This is a genomic window from Salinicola lusitanus (assembly GCF_003206045.1).
Lineage (GTDB): Bacteria > Pseudomonadota > Gammaproteobacteria > Pseudomonadales > Halomonadaceae > Salinicola > Salinicola lusitanus.
Genome location: NZ_PZJM01000003.1, coordinates 168,751 through 190,913 on the forward strand (window position 1 = coordinate 168,751; position 22,163 = coordinate 190,913).

Consider the following 22,163-nt stretch of genomic DNA (forward strand, 5'->3'; position numbering starts at 1 on the left):
AGACGTCACAAGGCGCCACATCGTGAAATTCTTCCACACCGCCGACTGGCACCTGGGCCAGTCCTTCCATGGCCAGGAGCGCCATGTCGAACAGCGCGCCTTTCTCGACTGGCTGCTGGCGACGCTCGTCGAGCGCCAGCCCGATGCGCTGCTGATCGCCGGTGACATCTTCGATGTGGTCAACCCCTCGCTGCGGGCCCAGGAACTGCTCTACGACTTCATCGTCGCCGCCCACGCCGCCCTGCCGGCGCTGGAGACCGTGATGATCGCCGGCAACCACGACAGCGGTTCGCGCATCGAACTGCCGGCGCCGCTGATGAAGCGGCTCAAGACCCATGCCCTGGGGCGGGTGCACTGGCTCGAGGATGGCAGGCTCGACAGCGAGCACCTGCTGGTGCCGCTGCCCGACACCAGCGGGAAGATTCGCGCCTGGTGCCTGGCGCTGCCCTTCCTGCGCCCGGCCGAGGTCACCGGCGGCGATATCGACGACTACCGCGACGGCATCGCCCGCGTGCACCGCGAGCTGGTCGCAGCCGCCGAGGCCCGCCGCGAACCGGGCCAGGCGCTGGTGGCAATGAGCCACGCCCATCTGCAGGGCGCGGCCGTCTCCGAGGCGAGCGAACGGCCGATCGTGATCGGCGGCGAGGAGGCGATCTCCGCCGCGCTCTTTCCGCCCTCGATCGCCTATGTGGCGCTGGGTCATCTCCACCGGCCACAGCAGGTGGGCGAGCCACGCATCCGCTACAGCGGTTCGCCGCTGCCGCTGGATTTCAGCGAGAGCCACTACCCGCACCAGGTGCTCGAAGTGAGCCTGAACGGGGCCGAACTCGACACCGTCGAGAGCCTGCCGATACCCCGCCACGTGGCGCTGGAACGCATCGGCCCGGGCAGCGTCGAGGCGGTCGAGGCCGAGCTGTCGGCGTGGCAGCCCGAACCCACCACCGGGGAGGCGCTGCCGCGGGAGCGCTGGCCGTGGCTGGAGGTGCGCGTGGCGCTCGAGACGCCGCAGCCCGATCTGCGCGCCCGGATCGAGGCGGCGATCGCCGACAAGCCGCTGCGGCTGCTGCGCATTCACAGCCACTACCCCAACGCCGGGGGCGACACCGCGGGCAGCGGCGCGGTCGATCTCGACAGCCTCACCCCCCAGGAGATCTTCGCCCGCCGCTGGCAGGCCGAGTATGGCGAGACACCGCCGGAAGCGGTGGCGCGGGATTTCGCCACCCTGGTGCAGGAGGTACAGGACGCGGAGCCCGACACATGAAGATACTCGCCATCCGGCTGGAGAACCTGGCCTCGCTGGCCGGACGCCACGAGCTCGATTTCACCACCGCCCCGCTCGCCGACCAGGGGCTCTACGCCATCACCGGCCCCACCGGCGCCGGCAAGAGCACCCTGCTCGATGCGCTCTGCCTGGCGCTCTATGGCAGCACGCCGCGACTGCGCCAGGCGCCGGTGCGCGACTCCCAGATCGCCGACGTGGGCCGCGATACCCTGACCACCGCCGATGCCCGTACCCTGCTGCGCCGCGGCTGCGCCAGCGGCTTCGCCGAGGTCGATTTCGTCGGCCGCGACGGCCGCCGCTACCGCGCCCGCTGGGGCGTGCGCCGGGCCCGCGATAAGCTCGACGGCAGCCTGCAGAAGGTCGAGCAGTCGCTCACCGATCTCGACGCCAACCAGCTGCTGACGGCACAGAAGCGCGAATTCGACCGCCTGCTGCCGGAGCGCCTGGGACTCAACTTCGACCAGTTCACCCGCGCCGTGCTGCTCGCCCAGAGCGAGTTCGCCGCCTTTCTCAAGGCCGACGACAACGCCCGCAGCGAACTGCTGGAGCGGCTCACCGATACCCAGCACTACTCCGCCATCTCGCGCGCCGCCTTCCAGCGCACGCGCACGGCCAGAGGCGCGCTGGAGGCGATCGAGGCACGCCTCGCCGACGCCCTGCCGGCGGACACCGAGGACCGCGCCGAACTGGAGCGCGAGGCCGCAGCGCAGCAGCAGGCGCTGGCAGCGCTGCAGACCCGGCGCGAGCGGCTGCAGGCCGAGGGCACCGAGCTCGAACGCCAGGCCCGGCTGAGCGCCGACTGGCAGCAGGCCGAGACCGCCCTGCAGGCGGCCGAAGCGGCGATCACCGCCACTCAGGCCGAGCGCCACACCCTCGCCCAGCTCGACGCCATTGCTCCCTGGCGCGAGCGTGCCCGCCAGCGCCGCAGTCTGGCCGAGACCCTTGCCCGGCGTGAGCAGCAGCTAGGCGAAGCGCGCACCGCGCTCGACCGCTGCGATGGCGAACGCCGGACTCTCGCACCCGAGCTGGAAACCGCCAACGCCGCCCGCGAGCGCACCGCCGCGGCGCTGCGCGACGCCCAGCCCGAGCTGGCCCAGGCGCGCGAGCTCGAGAGCGAGCGCGCGCGGCTCCAGCAGCAGTGCGACCAGCAGCGCGCGGAGCAGACGCAACTCACCGCCGCCGCGGCCGAAAGCGCACAGCAGCAGACGCAGCTGCAGCAGCAGATGGCCGAGCAGGCGCAGCAGATCGAGGCCCAGCGCCAGCATCTGACCACGCTGCTGGAGACGGCCACCGCGGAGACCACCGCCGCCGATCTGCGCGCCGCCCTCAATCAGGCGCGAGACAAGGCCCAGGCGCGGCTAGACGCCCTGGACGGTCTGACCCAAGCGTGGCGAGAACGCGAACGTCTGGATCATGAGCAGGCGACGCTGGAGCAGCAGCTCACCGAGAGCCGCGAGCGGCTGACCCAGCTCGAACAGGCGGGCCAGCAGGCCAAGCGCGATCTCACCGCCGCCGAGCAGCGCCAGGCCCAGATCGGCGAACAGATCGAGAGCGCCCGCGCCGCGCGCAGCGACGAAGTCGCGCGGCTACGCCAGCAGCTACGCGAAGAGACGCCGTGCCCGGTGTGTGGCGCCACCGACCACCCCTACCGCGAGACGCCGCCGGCACATCCGGGGGAAGCGCTGGTCGCCAGCATCGAAGCCCAGGAGCGCCAACAGCTCGACCAGGAGACCCAGCGCGTGGCGGCCGCCCGCGAGCAGCATCAAGAGCTGAGCGTCGAGTGGCGCAGCTGCCGTCAGACGCTGCTGGCTGCCGAGCAGCGCCAGCAAGCGCTGGCGCCGGCCCGCGAGGCCGCCGCCAGTGCCCTGGCCGACCACCCGCTGAGCGCCGAGCTGAGCATCGCCAAGCAACCCGGCGAGTGGCTGCAGCACCAGCGCGAGCAGACGCTGAGTGAGCGCCAGCAGGCCAGCGAGCGGCTGCAGCGGCTCGATACCATCGAGCGCACCCTGGACCCGCTCGAACGTCAGCACCAGAGCCTGGCCCTGGAACTGGGCAAGCGGGAGACACGCCAGGCCCTCGACCAGACGCGCCTGGAAAGCCTCGCCGCCGCCCTGCCGGAGCTGGAGCAGGCGCTGACGCGTACGCATCAGGCACTCGGCGCGGCGCTGGGCGAGCACGCCTCGGCCGGGGCCTGGCAGGCTGCACTGGAAGATCAGCGCCAGCAGGCGCAGCAGCAGTGGGAAGCGCGCCAGGCGCAGTGGCAGACCCTGGAGAATACCCACACGCGGCTGACCCAGCAGATCGCCGATCTGGCCCAGCGCCAGCAGGAGGAACAGACAACCCATGCCGAGCTAGATCACGCCTGGCAGGCGTGGCGACGCACCCAGCCCGAGCTCGACGAGGCGCGACTGGAGACCCTGCTGGGCTATACCGAGGCCGCGCATCGCCAGCTGCGCGAGGCCTGCGAACGGCGCGAGCGCGAGCGCGACGCGGCCCGGGTCGCGGTCGAGGAGCGCCGCCGCGCCCTGATCGAGCAGCGCCGTCTGCTACTACCAGAGACTCCCGAGGCGCGGCTGCTCGACACCGAGCACGAAGATGCGCTGAGCGCGCGCCACGCCGCCCAGCGCGAGCGCCTGCAGGCGCTGGAGAGCGAATGGCAGGCCCAGCAGCAGCGCCGCGACGCCGCCCAGCAGCAGCTCGCCGAGGATGACCGCCGGCGCCAGGTACAGCAGGAGGGGGCGCGCCAGCGCGAAGCGGCGGCGCAGGAGGTGCAGCGCTGGGAGCGGATCAACGGCCTGATCGGCAGCGCCGACGGCAAGCGCTTCCGGCGCATCGCCCAGGCCTACAATCTCGACCACCTGTTGACCCACGCCAACCAGCACCTGCGCGCACTGACGCCGCGCTACCGCCTGGAACGCGGCGGCAGCGAGCTGGGCATTCTGGTGATCGATGGCGACATGGCCGACGAGCGGCGCTCGGTGCACTCGCTCTCCGGCGGCGAGACCTTCCTGGTGTCGCTGGCACTGGCGCTGGGGCTGGCCTCGATGGCCTCGCACCAGCTGGCGATCGAGTCGCTGTTCATCGACGAGGGCTTCGGCAGCCTCGACCCGGCGTCGCTGGCGCTGGCGATGGATGCCCTCGATGGCCTGCAGGCCCAGGGCCGCCGGGTCGGCGTGATCTCCCACGTGCAGGAGATGCACGAGCGGATCCCGCTGCAGATTCGAGTGGAACCCAGGGGCAACGGTGCCAGTCAACTCGTGATCCGGCGCGCATGAACGCCGTTTCTCGGGCGACACGACCGGCCACCACGCGGTTAGACTTTGGTCTATAAATCGATGACAAACGAAAGCCATGAACCTTTCCGATCGGAAAGGTTCATGGCATCTCGAAGAGACCACCCAGCGCTGAATTTCTCAGGAATTACAACGACGATTGCCGATGATTCTCGTCGCACCGGCTTCATAAGAGAACCACAAAACCCTTACAAATCAGTAATTTTTACATTTTTGTAAGAGTTGCCTCAAAGAAAAGGCTCTGCCTACCATCCCGCCGCATCGTCATTTCATGCCGCACCATTTCCGGTGAGGCATGCCATTTCGCGGAGGTGATTCTTGCTCACGATCATTGGCCTTGGCATCATCATTGCCATTGTGGCGCTACTGCTTACAGAGCGCGTCACGCCGATCATTGCGCTGTCGATGGTGCCGTTGATCGGCGCGCTGATCGCCGGCTTCGGGCCGGCCGACATTGCCGGTTTCTTCGAGTCGGGACTGCAGGACGTCGCCAATGTGGCGGTGATGTTCATCTTCGCCATCCTCTTCTTCGGCGTGCTGCAGGATGTCGGCCTGTTCGACCCCTTGATCAACCGCGTGGTGGCGTTCACCCGCGGCAACGTGATCGCCGTCGCCATGGGTACCGGCGTGATCGGCACCATTGCCCATCTCGATGGCTCCGGCGCCTCCACCTTTCTGATCTCCATCCCCGCACTGCTGCCGCTCTACCAGCGCCTGCGCATGAGCCCTTACCTGCTGCTGCTGATCGTCTCGGCGAGCATCGGCATCATGAACCTCGTCCCCTGGGCGGGCCCGATCGGCCGCGCCGCCGCCGTCACTGGCATCAGCCCCACCGAGCTGTGGCGTGACCTGCTGCCGGTGCAGATCGCCGGCTTCGTCATCCTGATGATCTTCGCCGCGCTCCTCGGCCTGCGCGAACAGGGTCGGATCAAGCGGTTGCCCGCCCAGGCCGATCAGGCCTCGCCGGAACACGCCGTGGCCGATGCCCACAACGGCAAGGCGCTGCCGCCCCGCTTCTGGCTCAACCTGGCCATCGCCGTCGCCACCATCGGCGTACTCGCCTCCGGCATCATGCCGCCCGCCTACATGTTCATGCTGGCCCTCGGTATCGTGCTGCTGGCCAACTACCCCAAGCCCAAAGCGCAGATGGAGCGCATCAAGGCGCACGCGCCCGGCGCCCTGCTGATGGCGTCGATCATCAGTGCCGCTGGCGCCTTTCTGGGGATCCTCTCGGGTACCGGCATGCTCGAGTCGATCGCCACCGACCTGGCCCATGTGCTGCCCCACGCCATGGTGCCCTATCTGCATCTGGTGATCGGTGTCTTCGGCGTACCGCTGGACATGCTGACCAGCACCGATGCCTACTACTTCGCCCTGCTGCCGGTGGTCGAGCAGGTCGCGTCGACCCAGGGCGTCGCCGCCGACAGCGTGGTCTACGCCATGACGATCGGCAACAACGTCGGCAAGATGATCAGCCCGTTCTCCCCCGCCATGTGGCTGGCGCTCGGCCTGGCCGGCGCGGAGATGGGCCGCCATATCCGCTACTCCTTCTTCCTGCTGTGGCTCTTCAGCCTGGTGATGCTGGCCTTCGCCTACCTGATCGGGCTGCTCTGACCCGGCTCAGACCTCGATCGCCGCCCGGGCCATGACCTGGGCGGCGGCGCCTCTGGCGGCCACGTAGGTGCTGTCGCCGATCACCTTGACGGGCACCGTCTGGGACTGCCGGAGCAGATCGTTCTGGTGAGTCCCGAAGTAGGCCAGCGCCGGCCCGGTCAGGCTCTCGCCCAGTTTCATCAGCGACCCTCCCAGAATCAGCATCGACGGATTGAGGGTATGGTGCAGGTTGAGCATCAGCAGCCCCAGCGCTTCGCCGGCTCGCTTCATCACGGCCTGGACCTCGCCATCCTCGGCCCGGGTCAGAACCGCGTGGCTGAGACTGGCGTCGATGTCGACGTGCAACGCCTCGCGTAGCGCCCACCCACTGACCAGCGTCTCCGCACAACCGTGATTGCCGCAGTGGCAGAGCGCGCCTCCCGGCTGTATCACGGTATGCCCGATCTCCCCGACCAGCCCCTGGTGGCCCCGCGGCACCAGCGGGAAGTGCTCGCCGCTGACCACGCCGCAGCCGATGCCGCTGCCGGCGCTGATGTAGGCGATCGACTCAGGGGGCACGCCCTCGAAGAAATAGAACTCGCCGAAGGCGGCGGCATTGGCCTCGTTGTCCAGCAGCCATACCCCATCCGGCAGATCCGGTTGCTCGCGCAGCAGCGCCAGGAAGTCGATATCCACCCAGCCCAGATTCGGCGCCAGGCTGAGAATCGGCGCCTTGGGCGAGACTGGGCCCGGCACCGCGACCCCTAGCCCGAGGCAGCGACGGTCCGCGATGCCGGGCGCCTGGCGCAGTTGTACCAGCAGCGCCGCCAGCCGCTTCGCGGTCGTGGCAGGGTCGGTGGGCGGCTCCTCCTGGTGAATGCTCGCCAGGACGACCCCAAGCAGATTGCACGCGACCAGCCGCAGCCCCTTCACCCCGACCTCCGCCCCCAGCATGTAGTGGCGCTCGCCATCCAGGTAGAGCGCCCGCCCCGGCCGCCCACCGCCACGCGAGTGGAGCTCCCCCTCGCGCAGCCACCCCCGCTCGACCAGCGCCTGTACCACGCTGCCCACCGTGGCCTTGGTCAAGCCGGTTCGCAGCGCGATATCCGCCCGCGACAACCCGGGGCTGCGGCGCACGGTGCTCAGGATCGTGCTGCGGTTGAGGCTCTTGAGGTAGTTGAGGTCGCCGGAGGTGTGCGGCGTGAACGCATTGTGCATTGGCTGGTGGCAACGTCGGGTGGCGGTGGATGCCGCGACTATACCAAAGCCGGTCGGCTCCCACCGAAGGTGCCCCTCTCGTCACGACCTAAGTCTTAACACCAATGACCAATGGCAGCGGGTCCGCCGAGCGCGCATGCTGCCGCAACACTTAGTTAATAGCATTTACTAACCACTGAGAGACATCATGCCGTCAGCCATCTACCCCAGTCTCGCCAGCAAGCGCGTCGTCGTCACCGGCGGCGGTTCCGGCATCGGGGCGGGCCTGGTACGCGCCTTCGCCGCACAGCAAGCCCAGGTTCATTTCATCGATATCCTCGATGACGCCGAGGCGCTGGCGAGCGAGCTGGGCGAACGCGTCCATTTCCATCGCTGCGACCTCACCGATGCCGAGGCGTTGATCGCGACGCTGGCCGGCATCGGCGAGATCGATGTGCTGGTCAACAACGCCGCCAACGACGACCGCCATCGGCTCGAGGATGTTACGCCCGAGTACTGGGACGACCGCATGAACGTCAATCTGCGCCACCTGGCGCTGGCCGCCCGCGAGGTCGCTCCTGCCATGCGCCGCCGTGGGCAGGGCGTGATCGTCAACCTGGGCTCGATCAGTTGGCACCTGGGCCAGCCCGGCATGCTGCTCTACGAAACAGCCAAGGCCGGCATCGAGGGCATGACCCGGGCCCTGGCGAGCGAGCTGGGCGGCGACGGAATCCGCGTCAACTGCGTGATCCCCGGCAACGTCAAGACACCGCGTCAGTCCCGCTGGTACGGCCCCGAGGACGAAGCCCAGATCGTCGCCGAGCAGAAGCTCAAGGTGCGGATCCATCCCCATCACGTGGCCGCCATGGTGCTGTTCCTCGCCTCGGATGACGCGGCCGCCTGCACCGCGCACAACTACTGGGTCGACGCCGGCTGGCTCTGATCGCGAGCCCTCCAGCACCCTCCTCGACACACCAACGGAGCTTCACAATGCCAACTCAAGTTGCTTCACAACGCCCTGTCGTGGTTCTGCTCACCTGTTGCGTCGCCGCCATCGGCGGCTTCCTGTTCGGCTTCGACAGCGGCGTCATCAACGGTACCGTCGACGGCCTCCAGCAGGCCTTCCAGTCGCAGAGCGTCGGCACCGGCTTCAATGTCGCCTCGATGCTGCTCGGCTGCGCCGTCGGCGCTTTCTTCGCCGGCCGCCTGGCGGACCGGTTCGGCCGCCGCACGCTGCTGCTGGTATCCGCCGTCTTCTTCATCATCAGCGCCTGGGGCTCGGGTATCGCCGGGGGCTCGCTGGAGTTCGTGATCTATCGCGTCCTGGGCGGCCTGGCGGTGGGCGCCGCCAGCGTGATGTCGCCGGCCTATATCAGCGAGATCGCCCCGTCCCACCTGCGCGGCCGGCTGGCGACCATCCAGCAGGTGGCGATCATCGGCGGGCTGTTCTTCTCTTTTCTCAACAACTACATCCTGGCCAATGTCGCCGGCAGCTCCACCGCGCCGCTGTGGTTCGGCTTCGAGGCGTGGCGCTGCATGTTCTGGATGGAACTGATCCCGGCGGGCATCTTCCTGATCGCGCTGATGTTCATTCCGGAAAGCCCCCGCTTTCTGGTCAGCGCCGGACGCCACGACAAGGCCGAGCGGGTCCTCCGCCTGGTCTACGACGAAGCCGGTACCCACAAGCGTCTGGCCGATATCCGCGCCTCGCTCTCCAGTCGTCACCAGCCGCGACTCTCCGATCTGATCAACCCGCAGACCGGCAAGGTGCTGAAACTGGTCTGGATCGGCATCGGCCTGGCGGTGTTCCAGCAGCTTGTAGGGATCAACGTGGTGTTCTACTACGGCGCCGTGCTGTGGCAGGCGGTCGGTTTTTCCGAGAGCGATGCGCTGATGATCAACGTGATCAGTGGGGCCGTCAGCATCGCCGCCTGCCTGGTCACCATCGGCCTGATCGACCGGATCGGACGCAAGCCGCTGCTGTGGGGCGGCTCCGTGGGCATGACGGTCACCCTGGCGCTGCTGGTCTACGCCTTCTCGACTGCCGACATGGTCAATGGCAGCTTGGCGCTCTCCCCGGGCAACGGCGTGCTCGCGCTGATCGCCGCCAACGTCTACGTCTTCTTCTTCAACGTCTCCTGGGGCCCGGTGATGTGGGTCATGCTCGGCGAGATGTTCCCCAACCAGGTACGCGGCTCGGGCCTGGCCATCGCCGGTCTGTTCCAGTGGGTCGCCAACTTCGCCATCACCATGACCTTCCCGATCATGCTGGCGTCGATCGGGCTGACCGGTGCCTACGGCTTCTACGCCCTCTGCGCGTTGATCTCGGCCATCTTCGTCGCCCGCTTCGTCCGCGAAACCAACGGCAAGGAACTCGAGGAGATGGCCTACGAGTAAGGCGACAACTCACGCAAAGAGGATGGTCGTCGCGGCCCGGTCGAGAGCCGCGACGACCATCGCAGGTAGCGAGGTGACAATGACGAGCGAGACAAGCACGCTGGCGACAAGCGCCCCAGAGACAAGCAACACAGAGACAACCCCAGGGTCAGCTCACGATCCTGCTGCCGCCGTGCCGCTGATGGAGCGGATCGGCTACGGCTGCGGGGACCTGGCCAGCAATTTCATCTGGCAGGCGATGAGCATCTTCATCGTCTACTACTACACCGACGTGATCGGCGTCGCCGCCGGTATCATCGGCTCGATCATGCTGTTTTCGCGGGTGTTCGACGGTGTCTCGGACATCGCCATGGGCTACGTGATCGACAAGACCACCTCGCGACACGGCAAGGCCAGGCCCTGGCTGCTGTGGCTGGCGGTGCCATTCGCGATCTCGGCGGTGCTGCTGTTCGCGGTGCCCGATGTCTCGCCGTTCTGGCAGACGGTCTACATCGCGGTGACCTACAACCTGGTATGCCTGGTCTATACCGGCCTCAACGTACCCTACGGCACGCTCAACTCGCTGATCACCCAGGACCAGTATCAGCGCTCGCTGCTCAACGTCTTTCGCATGAGCCTGGCGCTGATCGGCGTGCTGCTGGTCAGCAATCTGACGCTGCCGGTCGCCACGCTGTTCGGCGGCGGCCAGGCGGGATGGATCGTCACCTTCGCGATTTTCGGCGCCATCGGCACAGGGCTGTTCCTGTTCACCTTCAAGAGCACCCGCGAGCGGGTCCAGCCGGCCGACGAGAAACGACGCCAGGCGCCGGTTCCCCTGAAGCAGAGCCTGCGTACCCTGGGCAAGAATCGCTACTGGGCGCTGGCCACGCTGTTCATCCTGATCACCTATATCTTCAACGCGCTCAACTCCGGGGCGGTCGTCTACTACGCCCAGTACCTGCTCGACGATACCTGGCTGGTAGGCGTCATCACGACCGCCTACATCGTCTTCATCCTGGCAGGCATGGCATTCGTGGCGCCGATCACCAAACGCTACGGCAAGCGCAACGCGATCATCGTCGGCGAGCTGATCACCCTGGTCGGCTACGGCGTCATGCTGATCGACCTCGGCAACGTCTACCTGATCGTCGCCGGCACCGTCATCCGCGGGCTCGGCAAGGCACCGATCAACGGCAGCATGTTCGCGCTGCTGGGCGACACCATCGAGTACGGGGAGTGGAAGACCGGGATTCGTAACGAAGGCATGGTCTACAGCGGCGGCAGCATGGGTATCAAGATCGGGAGCGGACTGGGTACCGCACTGCTGGGATGGATACTGGCCTTCGGCGGCTATGTCGGCGGTGGCGGCGAGCAGAGCGACACCGCACTGTTGGCGATCCAGACGCTGTTCGTCTATCTGCCGATGGGCCTTTGCGCGCTGATGATCGTATTGATGCTGTTCTACGACCTCGACAAGCGCTATCCGGCCATCGTCGCCGACCTCGCCGCCAAACGCTGAAACCCGTCGCGACAGGAGATCGCATGTCCACCATTGCCAACCCCATCCTGCCCGGCTTTCATCCGGACCCGTCGATACTCCGGGTCGGCGACGACTACTACATCGCCACCTCGACCTTCGAATGGTTTCCCGGCGTCGCGCTCTATCACTCTCGGGATCTGATCCAGTGGCGCCAGTTGCCCTCGCCCCTCGACCGGCGTTCGCAGCTGGACATGATCGGAAACACCGATTCGGGTGGCGTATGGGCGCCGTGCCTGAGCTACGCGCATGGCCGCTTCCATCTGATCTACACCGACGTCAAGAGCCGTCGTGGCGCGTTCAAGGATACCCACAACTATCTGGTCAGCGCCGAGCGGATCGAAGGGCCCTGGTCGGAGCGGGTTCATCTCAACAGCAGTGGCTTCGACCCCTCGCTGTTCCACGACGATGACGGCAGCAGTTGGCTGCTCAACATGATCTGGGATTTCCGCAAGGGTCGTAACGCCTTCGCCGGTATCGCCCTGCAGCGCTACGACATCGAACGCCAGCAGCTCACCGGGCCCGTGCACAATATCTTTCGGGGGACGTCTCTGGGCGTCACCGAAGCCCCGCATCTCTATCGACGAAACGGCTACTACTACCTGGTCACCGCCGAGGGCGGTACCGGTTATGGTCATGCCATGACGGTGGCCCGCTCGCGCGAGTTGACCGGTCCTTACGAGGTCGACCCGACCAACCCGGTGCTCACCTCGAACCCGAATGCGCGCGATCAGTTGCAGAAGGCCGGCCATGGCAGTCTGGTGGAGACCCCCGGGGGCGAGTGGTATTGCGCCCACCTCTGTGCCCGCCCGGTCGTCGCCGGGCGCTGCATACTGGGGCGCGAAACCGCCCTGCAGCGCTGCGTCTGGACCGAGGATGACTGGCTTCGCATCGATGGCGGACCCTATCCCAGCCACCGGGTGGCCGGCCCGGACCTTCACTGGCAGCCGCCCCCGGCCGAGCCGGATCACGACACCTTCGAGAGTCCTGGCCTCCACCGTTACTGGCAGAGTCTGCGCCGGCCGTTCGACGACACCTGGCTGTCGCTGAGCGAGCGCCCGGGCTGTCTGCGACTCAAGGGCGTCGAGTCGATGCAGTCGACCCACCGGCAGAGCCTGCTGGCCAGGCGCCTGACCCATCTCGACGTGGAAGTGGAGACACGCCTCTCCTTCGACCCCGAGCATTTCCAGCAGATGGCGGGGCTGATCCTCTACTACGACACCAAGGATTACGTCTACCTGAGGGTGACCCGGGAGGAGACGCTGGGCCGTTGCCTCGGTATCGTCGTCTCGCGCCACGGCGTCTATGACGAGCCGCTGACCGCCGATGTCCCTCTGATGGCGGGTGACGTGCGCCTGATGGCGCGCCTGGCGCGCGAAAAGTTGCGTTTCTTCCATGCGCCGGTCGATACACAAGGCGATCCGGATCGACACGCCGACGCCGTCGACTGGCAGCCGATCGGCGACCCCCTCGATATTTCCCATCTGTGCGACGACGATCCGGACTACATCCGCTTCACCGGTACCTTCGTCGGCCTCTGCGCCCAGGATCTCTCCGGGGCCGGCCTCGCGGCGGATTTTCACGAGTTCGACTATCGCCCAGAAAAAAGCCGCTGATCTCGATGAGATCAGCGGCTCTCGTTGGTCGGCCCGGGGGCGGCGGGCCGTCGCCGGCCGGCCTCAGCCGGCGAGCTTGGCCGCCAGCTCGGCCACGTGCTTGCCCTGGAAGCGGGCGATCTCCAGCTCGTTCTCGCTGGGTGTGCGGCTGCCGTCGGCCCCCGCCAGGGTAGAGGCACCATAGGGCGTGCCACCGGTGATCTCGCTCATGTTGGTGAGCCCGGCGCAGCTGTAGGGCACACCGGCGATCACCATGCCGTGATGCAGCAGCGTGGTATGGATCGAGGTCAAGGTGGTCTCCTGGCCACCGTGCTGGCTCGCGGTGGAGACGAAGGCGCTGCCGACCTTGCCGATCAGCTTGCCCTGGGCCCACAGGCCGCCGGTCATGTCCCAGAAATTGCGCATCTGCGAGGCCATGTTGCCGAACCGGGTCGGCGTACCGACGATGATCGCGTCGTAGTCGGCCAGCGCGTCGGGGCTCTCGATCACCGGTGCATCCTGATCGGTCTTGTAACCCGACTGCTCGGCCACCTCCTCGGGGACCAGCTCGGCCACCCGGCGCACGTCCACCTGGGTGCCACCGACGCTTTCGGCGCCGTCCGCCACCGCCTTGGCCATGGTCTCGATATGGCCGTAGCTCGAGTAATACAACACCAGCACTTTGCTCATGGGAACACTCCTTGAGGAACAGGGGTTTCGCGACGAAACGCCTTTCAGGCTAGCCCGCGTCAAGGAGCGATGCCACGGCCGGGACGTTGCATTTTTTACGCCGCGAGCAGCGAAACGATCGAACGCCAGGCCTCTCAAGCCGAGTGCCATGGCTCCGTTCGCCGCACCGCTTGGGGAATTTGTTGCCGAGGAAGGATAGCCGCTATTCTGTGGGCCCACCCACCGAACCGTGGTCCACGCTGGTGGACCGGAGCATGCGATGACCACCTCCCGCGACCTGCTGGCCTCCCTGATCGGCTTCGATACCGTCTCCCGACACTCGAATCTCGAGCTGATCGATTTCGTCGAACGCTATCTCGCCGCTCACCGCGTGCCGGCCCAGCGCATCACCAACGTCGATGGCAGCAAGTCCAACCTGCTGGCGCGCATCGGTCCGGCGGTGGAGGGCGGCGTGGTGCTTTCCGGTCATACCGACGTGGTGCCGGTCGACGGTCAACCGTGGACCAGCGACCCGTTCACCCTGACGGAGAGGCAGGACGGCCGGCTCTACGGCCGCGGCAGCTGCGACATGAAGGGATTTCTCGCCTGCGCCCTGGCGCAGGTGCCCGCCTGGCAGGCCCTCGATCTCGCGCGACCGATCTATCTGGCCTTCTCCTACGATGAGGAGATCGGCTGTCTCGGCGCGCCGGCAATGATCGAACGACTGATGGCGGATGAGCCGTTGCCCGGCGCGGTGATCATCGGCGAGCCCACCTCGATGCAACCGATCGTGGCGCAGAAGGGAATCACCACCCTGCGCACCACGGTGACCGGCCGGGAGTCGCACTCCAGCCAGATCAACCAGGGGATGTCGGCGATCCACGTGGCCGCCAGGCTGGTGACGAAGATCGAGGCGATCATGCAGGAGCTGGTCGACGAAGGAGCGCTGGAACATGTCTTCAACGTCCAGCACTCGAGCCTGCATGTCGGCCTGATCGAGGGCGGGACCGCGATCAACATCATGGCGCGGCACTGTCAGTTCGACTGGGAGATCCGCCACTTGCCCAGCGATGGCTTCGAGGCGCTCTTCGCCCGTTTCGAGCGCTACGCCAAGGCGCTGGAAGCCGAGCTGCGAGAGCGCGCACCGGAGCTCAGCATCGTCACCGAGCAACTGGTCGATACCGTGCCGGCGCTGGCCGATCGCGACAACGCCCCCGCCCTCGCCCTCTGCCGCGAGTGTCTCGACGATCCGAGCGCCGACACCGGCGGCGTCGCCTACGCCACCGAGGGAGGGCAGTTCCAGCGCGCCGGCCTGCCGACCATCGTGTGCGGCCCGGGAAGCATCGAACAGGCCCACCAGCCCGACGAATATATCGAGATCGACCAGCTCGAGGCCGGCGATCGCTTCATGCAACGGCTGGGCGAGCGGATGGCGCGTTGAACGCTGCCCTCGCTCGTTCGTGCCGGACAAGGAGACCGGATTCATGCATACGCCTGCCCTCGCCGTCCGCCGCACCACACTGGTGGCCGTCTACGGCACGCTGAAACGCGGGCTGCGCAACCACCACTGGCTCGACGGTGCCGACTTCGTCGGCGAGGACGTCATCACCACGGCGACACTCTACGATATCGGCCCCTATCCGGGAGCCAAGGCCGAGCCTTCTCGAGGGGTGGAGATCGAAGTGTTTCGCGTCGACGCGGCCGGCCTGAAACGCCTCGACCGCCTGGAAGACTACCGGGTAAGACGACCGCAATCCGGCGACTACGATCGCGCCGTCCATGCCACCGCCTTCGGCCCGGCCTGGCTCTACCTCTACAATCGAGACGTGGCCGGCTGCCCGGCGATTCGCCAGGGCGGCTGGCCGGTGACCGCATCACCGGTGGGCCGTCTCAATAGCACCGGGTCCCCGTGAAACGTCGCCCGGACCGACTCGTCCGCCAGCCGGTCAGGCATCGAAGAACACTCTCAGCACATGGTCCAGGTGCACTTCCATCGCCTTCCTAGCCGCGTCGGGATCGCGACTCTCGATCGCTGCCAGGATGCGCTGGTGATCATCCTGCGACTGGCGCGGCATGTCGGTCTCCATGAACAGTTCCTGGAGACGGCGAAACATCTTGCCGTACTGGTGACCGAGCAGATGCTTGAGGGTCATGGCATAGGCGGCGTTGCCCGACGCCTCGGCGATACGGATATGCAGAAGCCGATCGCCGGCCTGGTTGCGGCCACCGTGCCGGTTGTCCTCGACATTGCGCGCATAGGCGGCGCGCATCGCGGCGAGGTCCTCGTCGCTGGCATTCAGCGCCGCCAGCGCCGCCGTCTCGGGCTCGAGATAGCGTCTCGCCTGCAGCAGCGAGAACGGCGGGATCTCCTGGTCAAGATCGAGTTCGATCTCGCTGGCGAATTCCGGATCCAGCGCCCACCCTTCTTGGCGCCGGGCCGCGCTCATCACCGAGCTGCCCACCTCCTCGTGGCGCTCCAGCACCAGCACGCCGTGGCCGACGCGCACCTCCACCTGGCCGATGACCTCCAGCGCGATCAGCGCCTCCCGCACCGACGCCCGACTGACCCCCAACTGCTGCGCCAGGTCACGCTCCGGCGGCAACAGGCTGCCCGGCGGGAACTCCCCCTGGCGGATCAGCACCAGCAACTGGTCGGCAATCTGGCGATAGAGCCGCTGTGCGCGAATGGTCTGGATCGGCATCCATCGATCTCCCGGTTTCATGAGCAGGACGAACTTGACCCTGCGTGAAGCATTGACGGCCTGCGTCTTCCCAAGTGTCAACGTCGCAGCGGCGAACGCGGCCACTTCTCGGGCAGCGCATAGACATTGGTCGCAAATGGCAACGCTACCAGCGGCTTTCGGCGGCTTATTAGACGTTTGGCGATTTGCGGGGCGTTTCCGCAAAGGATAATACTCGGACCAATGGTCAGGCCTTTAGACATTAGAACCGACACAGGCCCTGGAATCAAAAAGTCGACTCGATCACACCACAGGAACCAGCGCCATGCGACTCGCCCACAAGACCGCCTTGATTACCGCTGCCGGCCAGGGGATCGGCCGTGCCACCGTCGAGCGTTTTCTGGCCGAGGGTGCCCGCGTGATCGCCACCGACATCGACCCCGCCAAGTTGGAAGGATTGACCGGCGCCCAGTGCCACGCGCTGGACGTCACCGATGCCGAAGCCGTGCGGGAGTTGATCGAGTCGCTGCCGCCGCTGGAGATCCTGTTCAACTGCGCCGGTACCGTGCCGAGCGGCTCGATCCTCGAGTGCGACGACGCCCAGTGGCGCTTTGCTCAGCGCCTCAACGTCGACTCCATGTTCTACACCATACGGGCCGCCCTGCCGGCGATGCTGGACAACGGCGGCGGCAGCATCATCAACATGGCCTCGCTCGCCTCCAGCGCCAAGGGGGTGGTCAACCGCTTCGCCTACGGCACCACCAAGGCCGCGGTGATCGGGTTGACCAAATCCGTCGCCGCCGACTACATGACCCGCGGCATCCGCTGCAACGCCATCTGCCCCGGCACCGTCGATTCCCCCTCCCTGCGGGAGCGGGTCGCCGAGCAGGCGCGCCGGCAAGGCCGCACCAACGACGAGGTCTTTGACGAGTTCATCGCCCGTCAGCCCATGGGCCGGCTGGGCAAGGTGGAGGAGATCGCCGCGCTGGCGACGCACCTGGCCAGCGACGAGGCCGGCTTCATCACCGGCACGGTTCAGATGATCGATGGCGGCTGGTCGAATTGATCGCACCCCTCGTAGCTCGTAGCTCGTAGCTCCCGACTAGACTCTATTCGCTAACGCATACAGAAAAGGAAATTGCATGAAACTGCTACGCCACGGCCCCAAGGGTCAGGAAAAGCCCGGTCTGGTCGATGCCAACGGGGTCGTTCGCGATCTCTCCGGCCAGATCGACGATATCGCCGGCGACGTGCTCTCCGACTCGGGCCTGGCCCGGCTGGCACAGATCGACACCGCCAGCCTGCCGGAAGTCTCCGCCGATACGCGACTCGGCCCCTGCGTCGGCCGGGTCGGCAAGTTCATCTGCATCGGGCTGAACTACTCCGATCACGCCGCCGAGACCGGGGCCGAAGTGCCCGCCGAGCCGGTGGTGTTCAACAAGTGGACCAGCGCCATCTGCGGCCCCAATGACGACGTCGAGATCCCCCGCGGCTCCGAGAAGACCGACTGGGAAGTGGAGCTGGGCGTGGTGATCGGCAAGGGTGGGCGCTATATCGACGAAGCCGATGCCATGAGCCACGTCGCCGGCTTCTGCGTGGTCAACGACGTCTCCGAGCGCGAGTATCAGCTCGAGCGCAGCGGCACCTGGGACAAGGGCAAGGGCTGCGACACCTTCGGCCCGCTCGGCCCGTGGCTGGTCACCCGCGACGAAATCAGCGACCCGCAGAACCTCGACATGTGGCTCGAGGTCGACGGCAAGCGCTACCAGGATGGCTCGACCCAGACGATGGTCTACGGAGTCGCCCACCTGGTCGCCTATCTCAGCCGTTTCATGAGCCTGCAGCCGGGCGACGTCATCTCCACCGGCACGCCCCCGGGAGTCGGCATGGGTCAGAACCCGAAAGTCTTCCTCAAACCGGGTCAGACCATGCGCCTGGGCATCGAGGGGCTGGGCGAACAGCAGCAGCGCTGCGTCGAGAGCTGAGCGCCCCGCGCGCGGCGCCGCCTTCCCTGATTCTGGAGGGCGGCCTGCACGCCGATTGGCCTGACCTTTAGGCCGAAAACCTCACCTGCCAGGAGAATCCGCATGCAAGTCGTCGTCTGTTCGCGCCCCGGCGAGATGGCGCTGGTCGAGCGCCCGACGCCACCGCTGGCTCCAGGCGAAGCGCGTGTCGCCATCCGCCGTATCGGCATCTGCGGCACCGATATCCACGCCTTCGGCGGCAATCAGCCCTACTTCGACTACCCTCGCGTGCTCGGCCACGAGCTGGGCGGCGAGGTGGTCGCGGTGGCCGCCGACGTCGACCCGGCGCTGGTCGGCCAGGCGGTCTACGTCATTCCCTATCTGCACTGCGGCGAGTGCCGCGCCTGTCGCCAGGGCCGCACCAACTGCTGCCAGCAGCTCGAGGTGATCGGCGTGCACCGCGACGGCGGCATGGCGCAGACGCTCAACGCCCCGGCATCCCATCTGGTGCCGGTGCCCGGACTGTCGGCGGAAGCGCTGGCCCTGGTCGAGTGCCAGGCCATCGGCGCCCACGCCGTGCGCCGCGCCCAGGTCGCCGCCGACGAGCTGGTGGTGGTGGTCGGCGCCGGGCCGATCGGTATCGGCGTGCTGCAGGTCGCCAGGAGCCGCGGCGCCCGAGTGGCGATGGTCGACACCAATCGCGACCGCCTGGCGCTCTGCCGAGACGCGCTCGGTGCCGACGCCGTCTGGCACGCCGTCGAGGACGACGTGACTGCCGAGATCGAGAGGTTCAACGACGGTGCGCTGGCCGACGTGGTTTTCGACGCCACCGGCAACCCGGCGGCGATGAACCGGGGCTTCGACTTCGCCGGCCACGGCGGGCGCTACGTCCTGGTCAGCGTGGTCAAGGCCGAGATCCGCTTCAGCGACCCGGAGTTCCACAAGAAGGAGCTCACCCTGCTGGGCAGCCGCAACGCCACGCGGGAGGATTTCGAGACCGTCACCCATCTGATGGCCAGTGGCGATCTCCTCACCGAACCGTTGATCACCCACCGCGGCCGACTCAAGGAACTGCCGACGTTGATGCCCCAGTGGTGCGCGCCCGACAGTGGCGTGGTCAAGGCGATGGTGACGCTGGATGCCGAACCCGGGAGGGTCGAATCATGAGCGATACACGTCTGGAGACCATCGGCACCGACAGCCCGCCCCGGATCACCCTGCGCATCCATCCCGACGACAACGTGGCGGTGGCGCTGACCGACCTGCCCGCCGGCCGCCGGGTCGTGGTCGACGACCGCGATATCGCCCTCGCCGACCATGTCCGCCACAAGCACAAGTTCACCCTCGAGGCGCTTTCACCGGGGGATATCGTCACCCTGTACGGCGTCACCGTGGGCAAGGCGACGCAAGCCATTCCCCTGGGCGGTGTCATCAGCGTGGACAACCTTGCCCATGCCACGGAGAGCGATGACGTCCAGCCCGCCAGCAAGAGCTGGACGCCGCCGGACGTGGCGCGCTTTCGGGGCACGACCTTCGACGGCTTCCATCGCCCCGACGGCAGCGTCGGCACCGCCAATGTCTGGCTGGTGATCCCGCTGGTATTCTGCGAGAACCGCAATATCGAGGTACTGCGCCAGTGTGTCGCCGATGCCCTGGGCGACGACCCTTACCGCGATTACAAGCGCATGGCGCGACAGATGCTGGACGGGAGGCTCGATGACTCGCTCGGCGACCCTTTCGAATCGCAGGCGCCAGGGCGCTTCCCCAATGTCGACGGCGTGCGCTTTTTGACCCATACCCTGGGTTGCGGCGGCACCGACGACGATGCCGAGGCGCTGTGCCAGCTGCTGGCCGGCTATGTCTGCCATCCCAACGTGGCCGGGGCGACGGTGCTGAGCCTCGGCTGCCAGAAGGCGCAGATCCCGATGCTCAAGGCGGCGGTGGCCCGGCGCGACCCGCAGCAACTGCGAACGGTGGACTATTTCGATCAGCAGTCGTCACCCAGCGAGGAGGCCCTGATCCGCAACGCGCTGCAGTCGATCTTCGACGGCCTGGCGGCGGCCAACCGCATCACCCGCCAGCCGACACCGCTGGCCAAGCTCACCCTGGGTGTCGAGTGCGGCGGCTCCGACGGCTTCTCCGGAATCTCCGCCAACCCGTTGGTGGGCGGCGTGGTCGATCGCCTGGTGGCACTGGGCGGCAGCGGCATTCTCGCCGAATTCCCGGAGCTGTGCGGGGTCGAGCATGAGCTGGTTGCCCGCTGCACCGACACGGATGTCGCCGGACGCTTCCGCGATCTGATGCAGGCCTATCAGCGCCACGCCGCGGCGGTGGGCGCCGATTTCTCGATGAATCCCTCGCCGGGCAACATCCGCGACGGCCTGATCACCGATGCGATGAAGTCCGCCGGCGCGGCCAAGAAAGGCGGCGATGGCCCGGTGGTCGACGTGCTCGACTACACCGAGCCCCACCGGCGCCCCGGGCTCAGCCTGCTGTGCACGCCGGGCAACGATGTCGAATCGACCACCGCCCTGGCCGGCTCCGGCGCCAACCTGATCCTCTTCACCACCGGGCTCGGCACCCCCACCGGCAATCCGGTGGCGCCGGTGCTCAAGATCGCCAGCAACAGCGAGCTGGCGGCACGCATGCGCGACATCATCGATTTCGACGCCGGCCCCATCGTGCGCGGCGAACGCAGCATCGACGAACTGGCGGAAGCACTGCTGACACTGTGCATCGAAGTCGCCTCGGGGCGTCACCAGTCACACGCCCAGCGCCTCTCCCAGCACGACTTCATTCCCTGGAAGCGCGGGGTGTCGCTATGACGACCACCAGCCACGCGAACGACTACCGCGACGCAGGTATCGTCCAGTTCGGCACCGGACGTTTCCTGCTCGCCCATGTCGACGCGCTGGTCTCGGAATCGCTGGAGCGCGGAGAGAGCGACGAGCGCATCGTGGTGGTGCAGAGCTCGACCCGGGAGGAAGGCAAGCGCAAGGCGCGCCTGCTGGCCGAGCAGCGCCGCTATCCGGTGCGGATTCGTGGCCGCCGTGACGGCGCGACCATCGATCGCGAGCAGGTGGTCGACAGCGTCGCCGGCTGCCTGATCGCCGCCGAACAGTGGGATGCGCTCGAGCGCCACGTGGTCGAGCACGCCCGTATCATCGTTTCCAACACCGCCGACAACGGTTACGACGTTGGCGACGACTCGAGCCTTGCCAGCGTGCCGGCGAGCTTCCCCGGCAAATTGACGCAGCTGCTGCGGGCGCGCTTCGAGGCCGGCAACGACGGCCTGACGATCCTGCCCTGCGAGCTGGTCGAGCACAACGCCAGCCGCTTGAAATCGCTGGTGACGGCGATGGCCCGCCGCGACGGCGGCTCCTCCCGCGACAGCGAGGCATTCATCGACTGGCTCGACCACCGCTGCGTCTGGGCCGACACGCTGGTGGATCGCATCGTCTCGGCACCGCTGGAGCCACTGGGTGCCATCGCCGAACCCTACGCGCTCTGGGCCATCCAGCGCCGACCCGGCCTGGCGATTCCCTGCCACCACCCGGATGTCCAGATCGTCGACGATCTGGGGCCGCAGTCGATGTGCAAGCTGCACATCCTCAATCTCGCCCACACCTATCTGGTCGACCGCTGGCAGCGTGCCGACCGGCCGGTGGAGTTCGTGCGCGAGGCGATGGCGCGCCCCGAGCTCGGCGAGCCGCTGCGCGCGCTGCTCGACGATGAGGTGCTGCCGACGCTTGCCGCCGCGCTGCCGCTGGACGAACTCGAACGCTACCGCGACGTCACCCTGGAGCGCTTCGCCAACCCCTTTCTCGACCACCGCCTGGCGGATATCGCCCAGTACCACGCGAGCAAGCTGGAACGCCGCCTGCGCCCGGTGGCGGAGAAGGCGCACCTGCAGGGGCGTCCCACACCCAGGCTCGACGAGGCCCTGTCATGACGAAAGCGCCCCTTGCCGAAGACA

The 22,163-nt window shown here is 67.2% G+C and carries 17 protein-coding genes; 14 read left to right on the forward strand and 3 right to left on the reverse strand.

The features are described from left to right. Positions 1–22 precede the first annotated feature (22 nt). From DOM45_RS04565 to DOM45_RS04575, 3 genes are all read left to right on the forward strand, one after another. On the forward strand, positions 23–1,261 hold the full coding sequence (locus DOM45_RS04565) for an exonuclease SbcCD subunit D C-terminal domain-containing protein (protein ID WP_110598345.1): 1,239 nt from the start codon (positions 23–25) through the stop codon (positions 1,259–1,261). Then, entirely contained in the window at positions 1,258–4,557 is a 3,300-nt protein-coding gene (locus DOM45_RS04570) for an AAA family ATPase (protein WP_110598346.1), read from the forward strand. Before DOM45_RS04565 ends, DOM45_RS04570 begins: the two co-directional genes overlap by 4 nt. A gap of 336 nt (positions 4,558–4,893) precedes the next feature. Next, on the forward strand, positions 4,894–6,189 hold the full coding sequence (locus DOM45_RS04575; RefSeq protein WP_110598347.1) for a CitMHS family transporter: 1,296 nt from the start codon (positions 4,894–4,896) through the stop codon (positions 6,187–6,189). Between the two features lie 6 nt (positions 6,190–6,195). On the opposite strand, the gene DOM45_RS04580 is transcribed toward DOM45_RS04575, so the two are convergent. Then, positions 6,196–7,386 (reverse strand): ROK family transcriptional regulator, encoded by a 1,191-nt coding sequence (locus DOM45_RS04580; RefSeq protein WP_110598348.1) that lies wholly within the window; start codon positions 7,384–7,386, stop codon positions 6,196–6,198. Between the two features lie 187 nt (positions 7,387–7,573). On the opposite strand from DOM45_RS04580, the gene xylB reads away from it, so the two are divergent. The 4 genes from xylB to DOM45_RS04600 all read left to right on the forward strand — a co-directional run bounded on the left by xylB (position 7,574) and on the right by DOM45_RS04600 (position 12,894). Continuing rightward, positions 7,574–8,308 (forward strand): D-xylose 1-dehydrogenase, encoded by a 735-nt coding sequence (gene xylB, locus DOM45_RS04585; protein WP_110598349.1) that lies wholly within the window; start codon positions 7,574–7,576, stop codon positions 8,306–8,308. Beyond that, the gene (locus DOM45_RS04590; RefSeq protein WP_280951289.1) at positions 8,308–9,762 is read left to right on the forward strand and encodes a sugar porter family MFS transporter; all 1,455 of its coding nucleotides are present in this window, start codon (positions 8,308–8,310) and stop codon (positions 9,760–9,762) included. The genes xylB and DOM45_RS04590 overlap by 1 nt, the downstream gene beginning before the upstream one ends. Before the next feature lie 181 nt (positions 9,763–9,943). After that, on the forward strand, positions 9,944–11,260 hold the full coding sequence (locus tag DOM45_RS04595; protein WP_167404617.1) for an MFS transporter: 1,317 nt from the start codon (positions 9,944–9,946) through the stop codon (positions 11,258–11,260). A 23-nt stretch (positions 11,261–11,283) separates the two neighbouring features. After that, entirely contained in the window at positions 11,284–12,894 is a 1,611-nt protein-coding gene (locus DOM45_RS04600) for a glycoside hydrolase family 43 protein (RefSeq protein WP_110598352.1), read from the forward strand. A gap of 63 nt (positions 12,895–12,957) precedes the next feature. Here the strand turns inward: DOM45_RS04600 and wrbA are convergent, their stop codons facing one another. Then, positions 12,958–13,563, reverse strand: a complete 606-nt coding sequence (gene wrbA / locus DOM45_RS04605; RefSeq protein ID WP_110598353.1) for an NAD(P)H:quinone oxidoreductase — start codon at positions 13,561–13,563, stop codon at positions 12,958–12,960. Positions 13,564–13,822: 259 nt separating this feature from the next. On the opposite strand from wrbA, the gene argE reads away from it, so the two are divergent. Continuing rightward, the gene (argE, locus tag DOM45_RS04610; protein WP_110598354.1) at positions 13,823–14,983 is read left to right on the forward strand and encodes an acetylornithine deacetylase; all 1,161 of its coding nucleotides are present in this window, start codon (positions 13,823–13,825) and stop codon (positions 14,981–14,983) included. Between the two features lie 43 nt (positions 14,984–15,026). Beyond that, positions 15,027–15,455, forward strand: a complete 429-nt coding sequence (locus tag DOM45_RS04615; protein WP_110598355.1) for a gamma-glutamylcyclotransferase family protein — start codon at positions 15,027–15,029, stop codon at positions 15,453–15,455. Positions 15,456–15,488: 33 nt separating this feature from the next. Here DOM45_RS04615 and DOM45_RS04620 read toward each other — a convergent pair whose 3' ends face one another. Then, complete coding sequence (locus DOM45_RS04620; RefSeq protein ID WP_110598356.1) at positions 15,489–16,244, reverse strand: FadR/GntR family transcriptional regulator; 756 nt, start codon at positions 16,242–16,244, stop codon at positions 15,489–15,491. 304 nt (positions 16,245–16,548) lie between these two features. On the opposite strand from DOM45_RS04620, the gene DOM45_RS04625 reads away from it, so the two are divergent. From DOM45_RS04625 to DOM45_RS04645, 5 genes are all read left to right on the forward strand, one after another. Further along, positions 16,549–17,289: an SDR family oxidoreductase gene (locus DOM45_RS04625; RefSeq protein WP_110598357.1), complete on the forward strand. Its 741-nt coding sequence runs from the start codon at positions 16,549–16,551 to the stop codon at positions 17,287–17,289. A 76-nt stretch (positions 17,290–17,365) separates the two neighbouring features. Then, complete coding sequence (locus tag DOM45_RS04630) at positions 17,366–18,208, forward strand: ureidoglycolate lyase (protein ID WP_110598358.1); 843 nt, start codon at positions 17,366–17,368, stop codon at positions 18,206–18,208. A gap of 102 nt (positions 18,209–18,310) precedes the next feature. After that, on the forward strand, positions 18,311–19,354 hold the full coding sequence (locus DOM45_RS04635) for a zinc-binding alcohol dehydrogenase family protein (protein WP_110598359.1): 1,044 nt from the start codon (positions 18,311–18,313) through the stop codon (positions 19,352–19,354). Next, entirely contained in the window at positions 19,351–21,012 is a 1,662-nt protein-coding gene (locus DOM45_RS04640; RefSeq protein ID WP_110598360.1) for a UxaA family hydrolase, read from the forward strand. The genes DOM45_RS04635 and DOM45_RS04640 overlap by 4 nt, the downstream gene beginning before the upstream one ends. After that, the gene (locus DOM45_RS04645) at positions 21,009–22,139 is read left to right on the forward strand and encodes a mannitol dehydrogenase family protein (RefSeq protein ID WP_110598361.1); all 1,131 of its coding nucleotides are present in this window, start codon (positions 21,009–21,011) and stop codon (positions 22,137–22,139) included. The genes DOM45_RS04640 and DOM45_RS04645 overlap by 4 nt, the downstream gene beginning before the upstream one ends. Positions 22,140–22,163 lie beyond the last annotated feature (24 nt).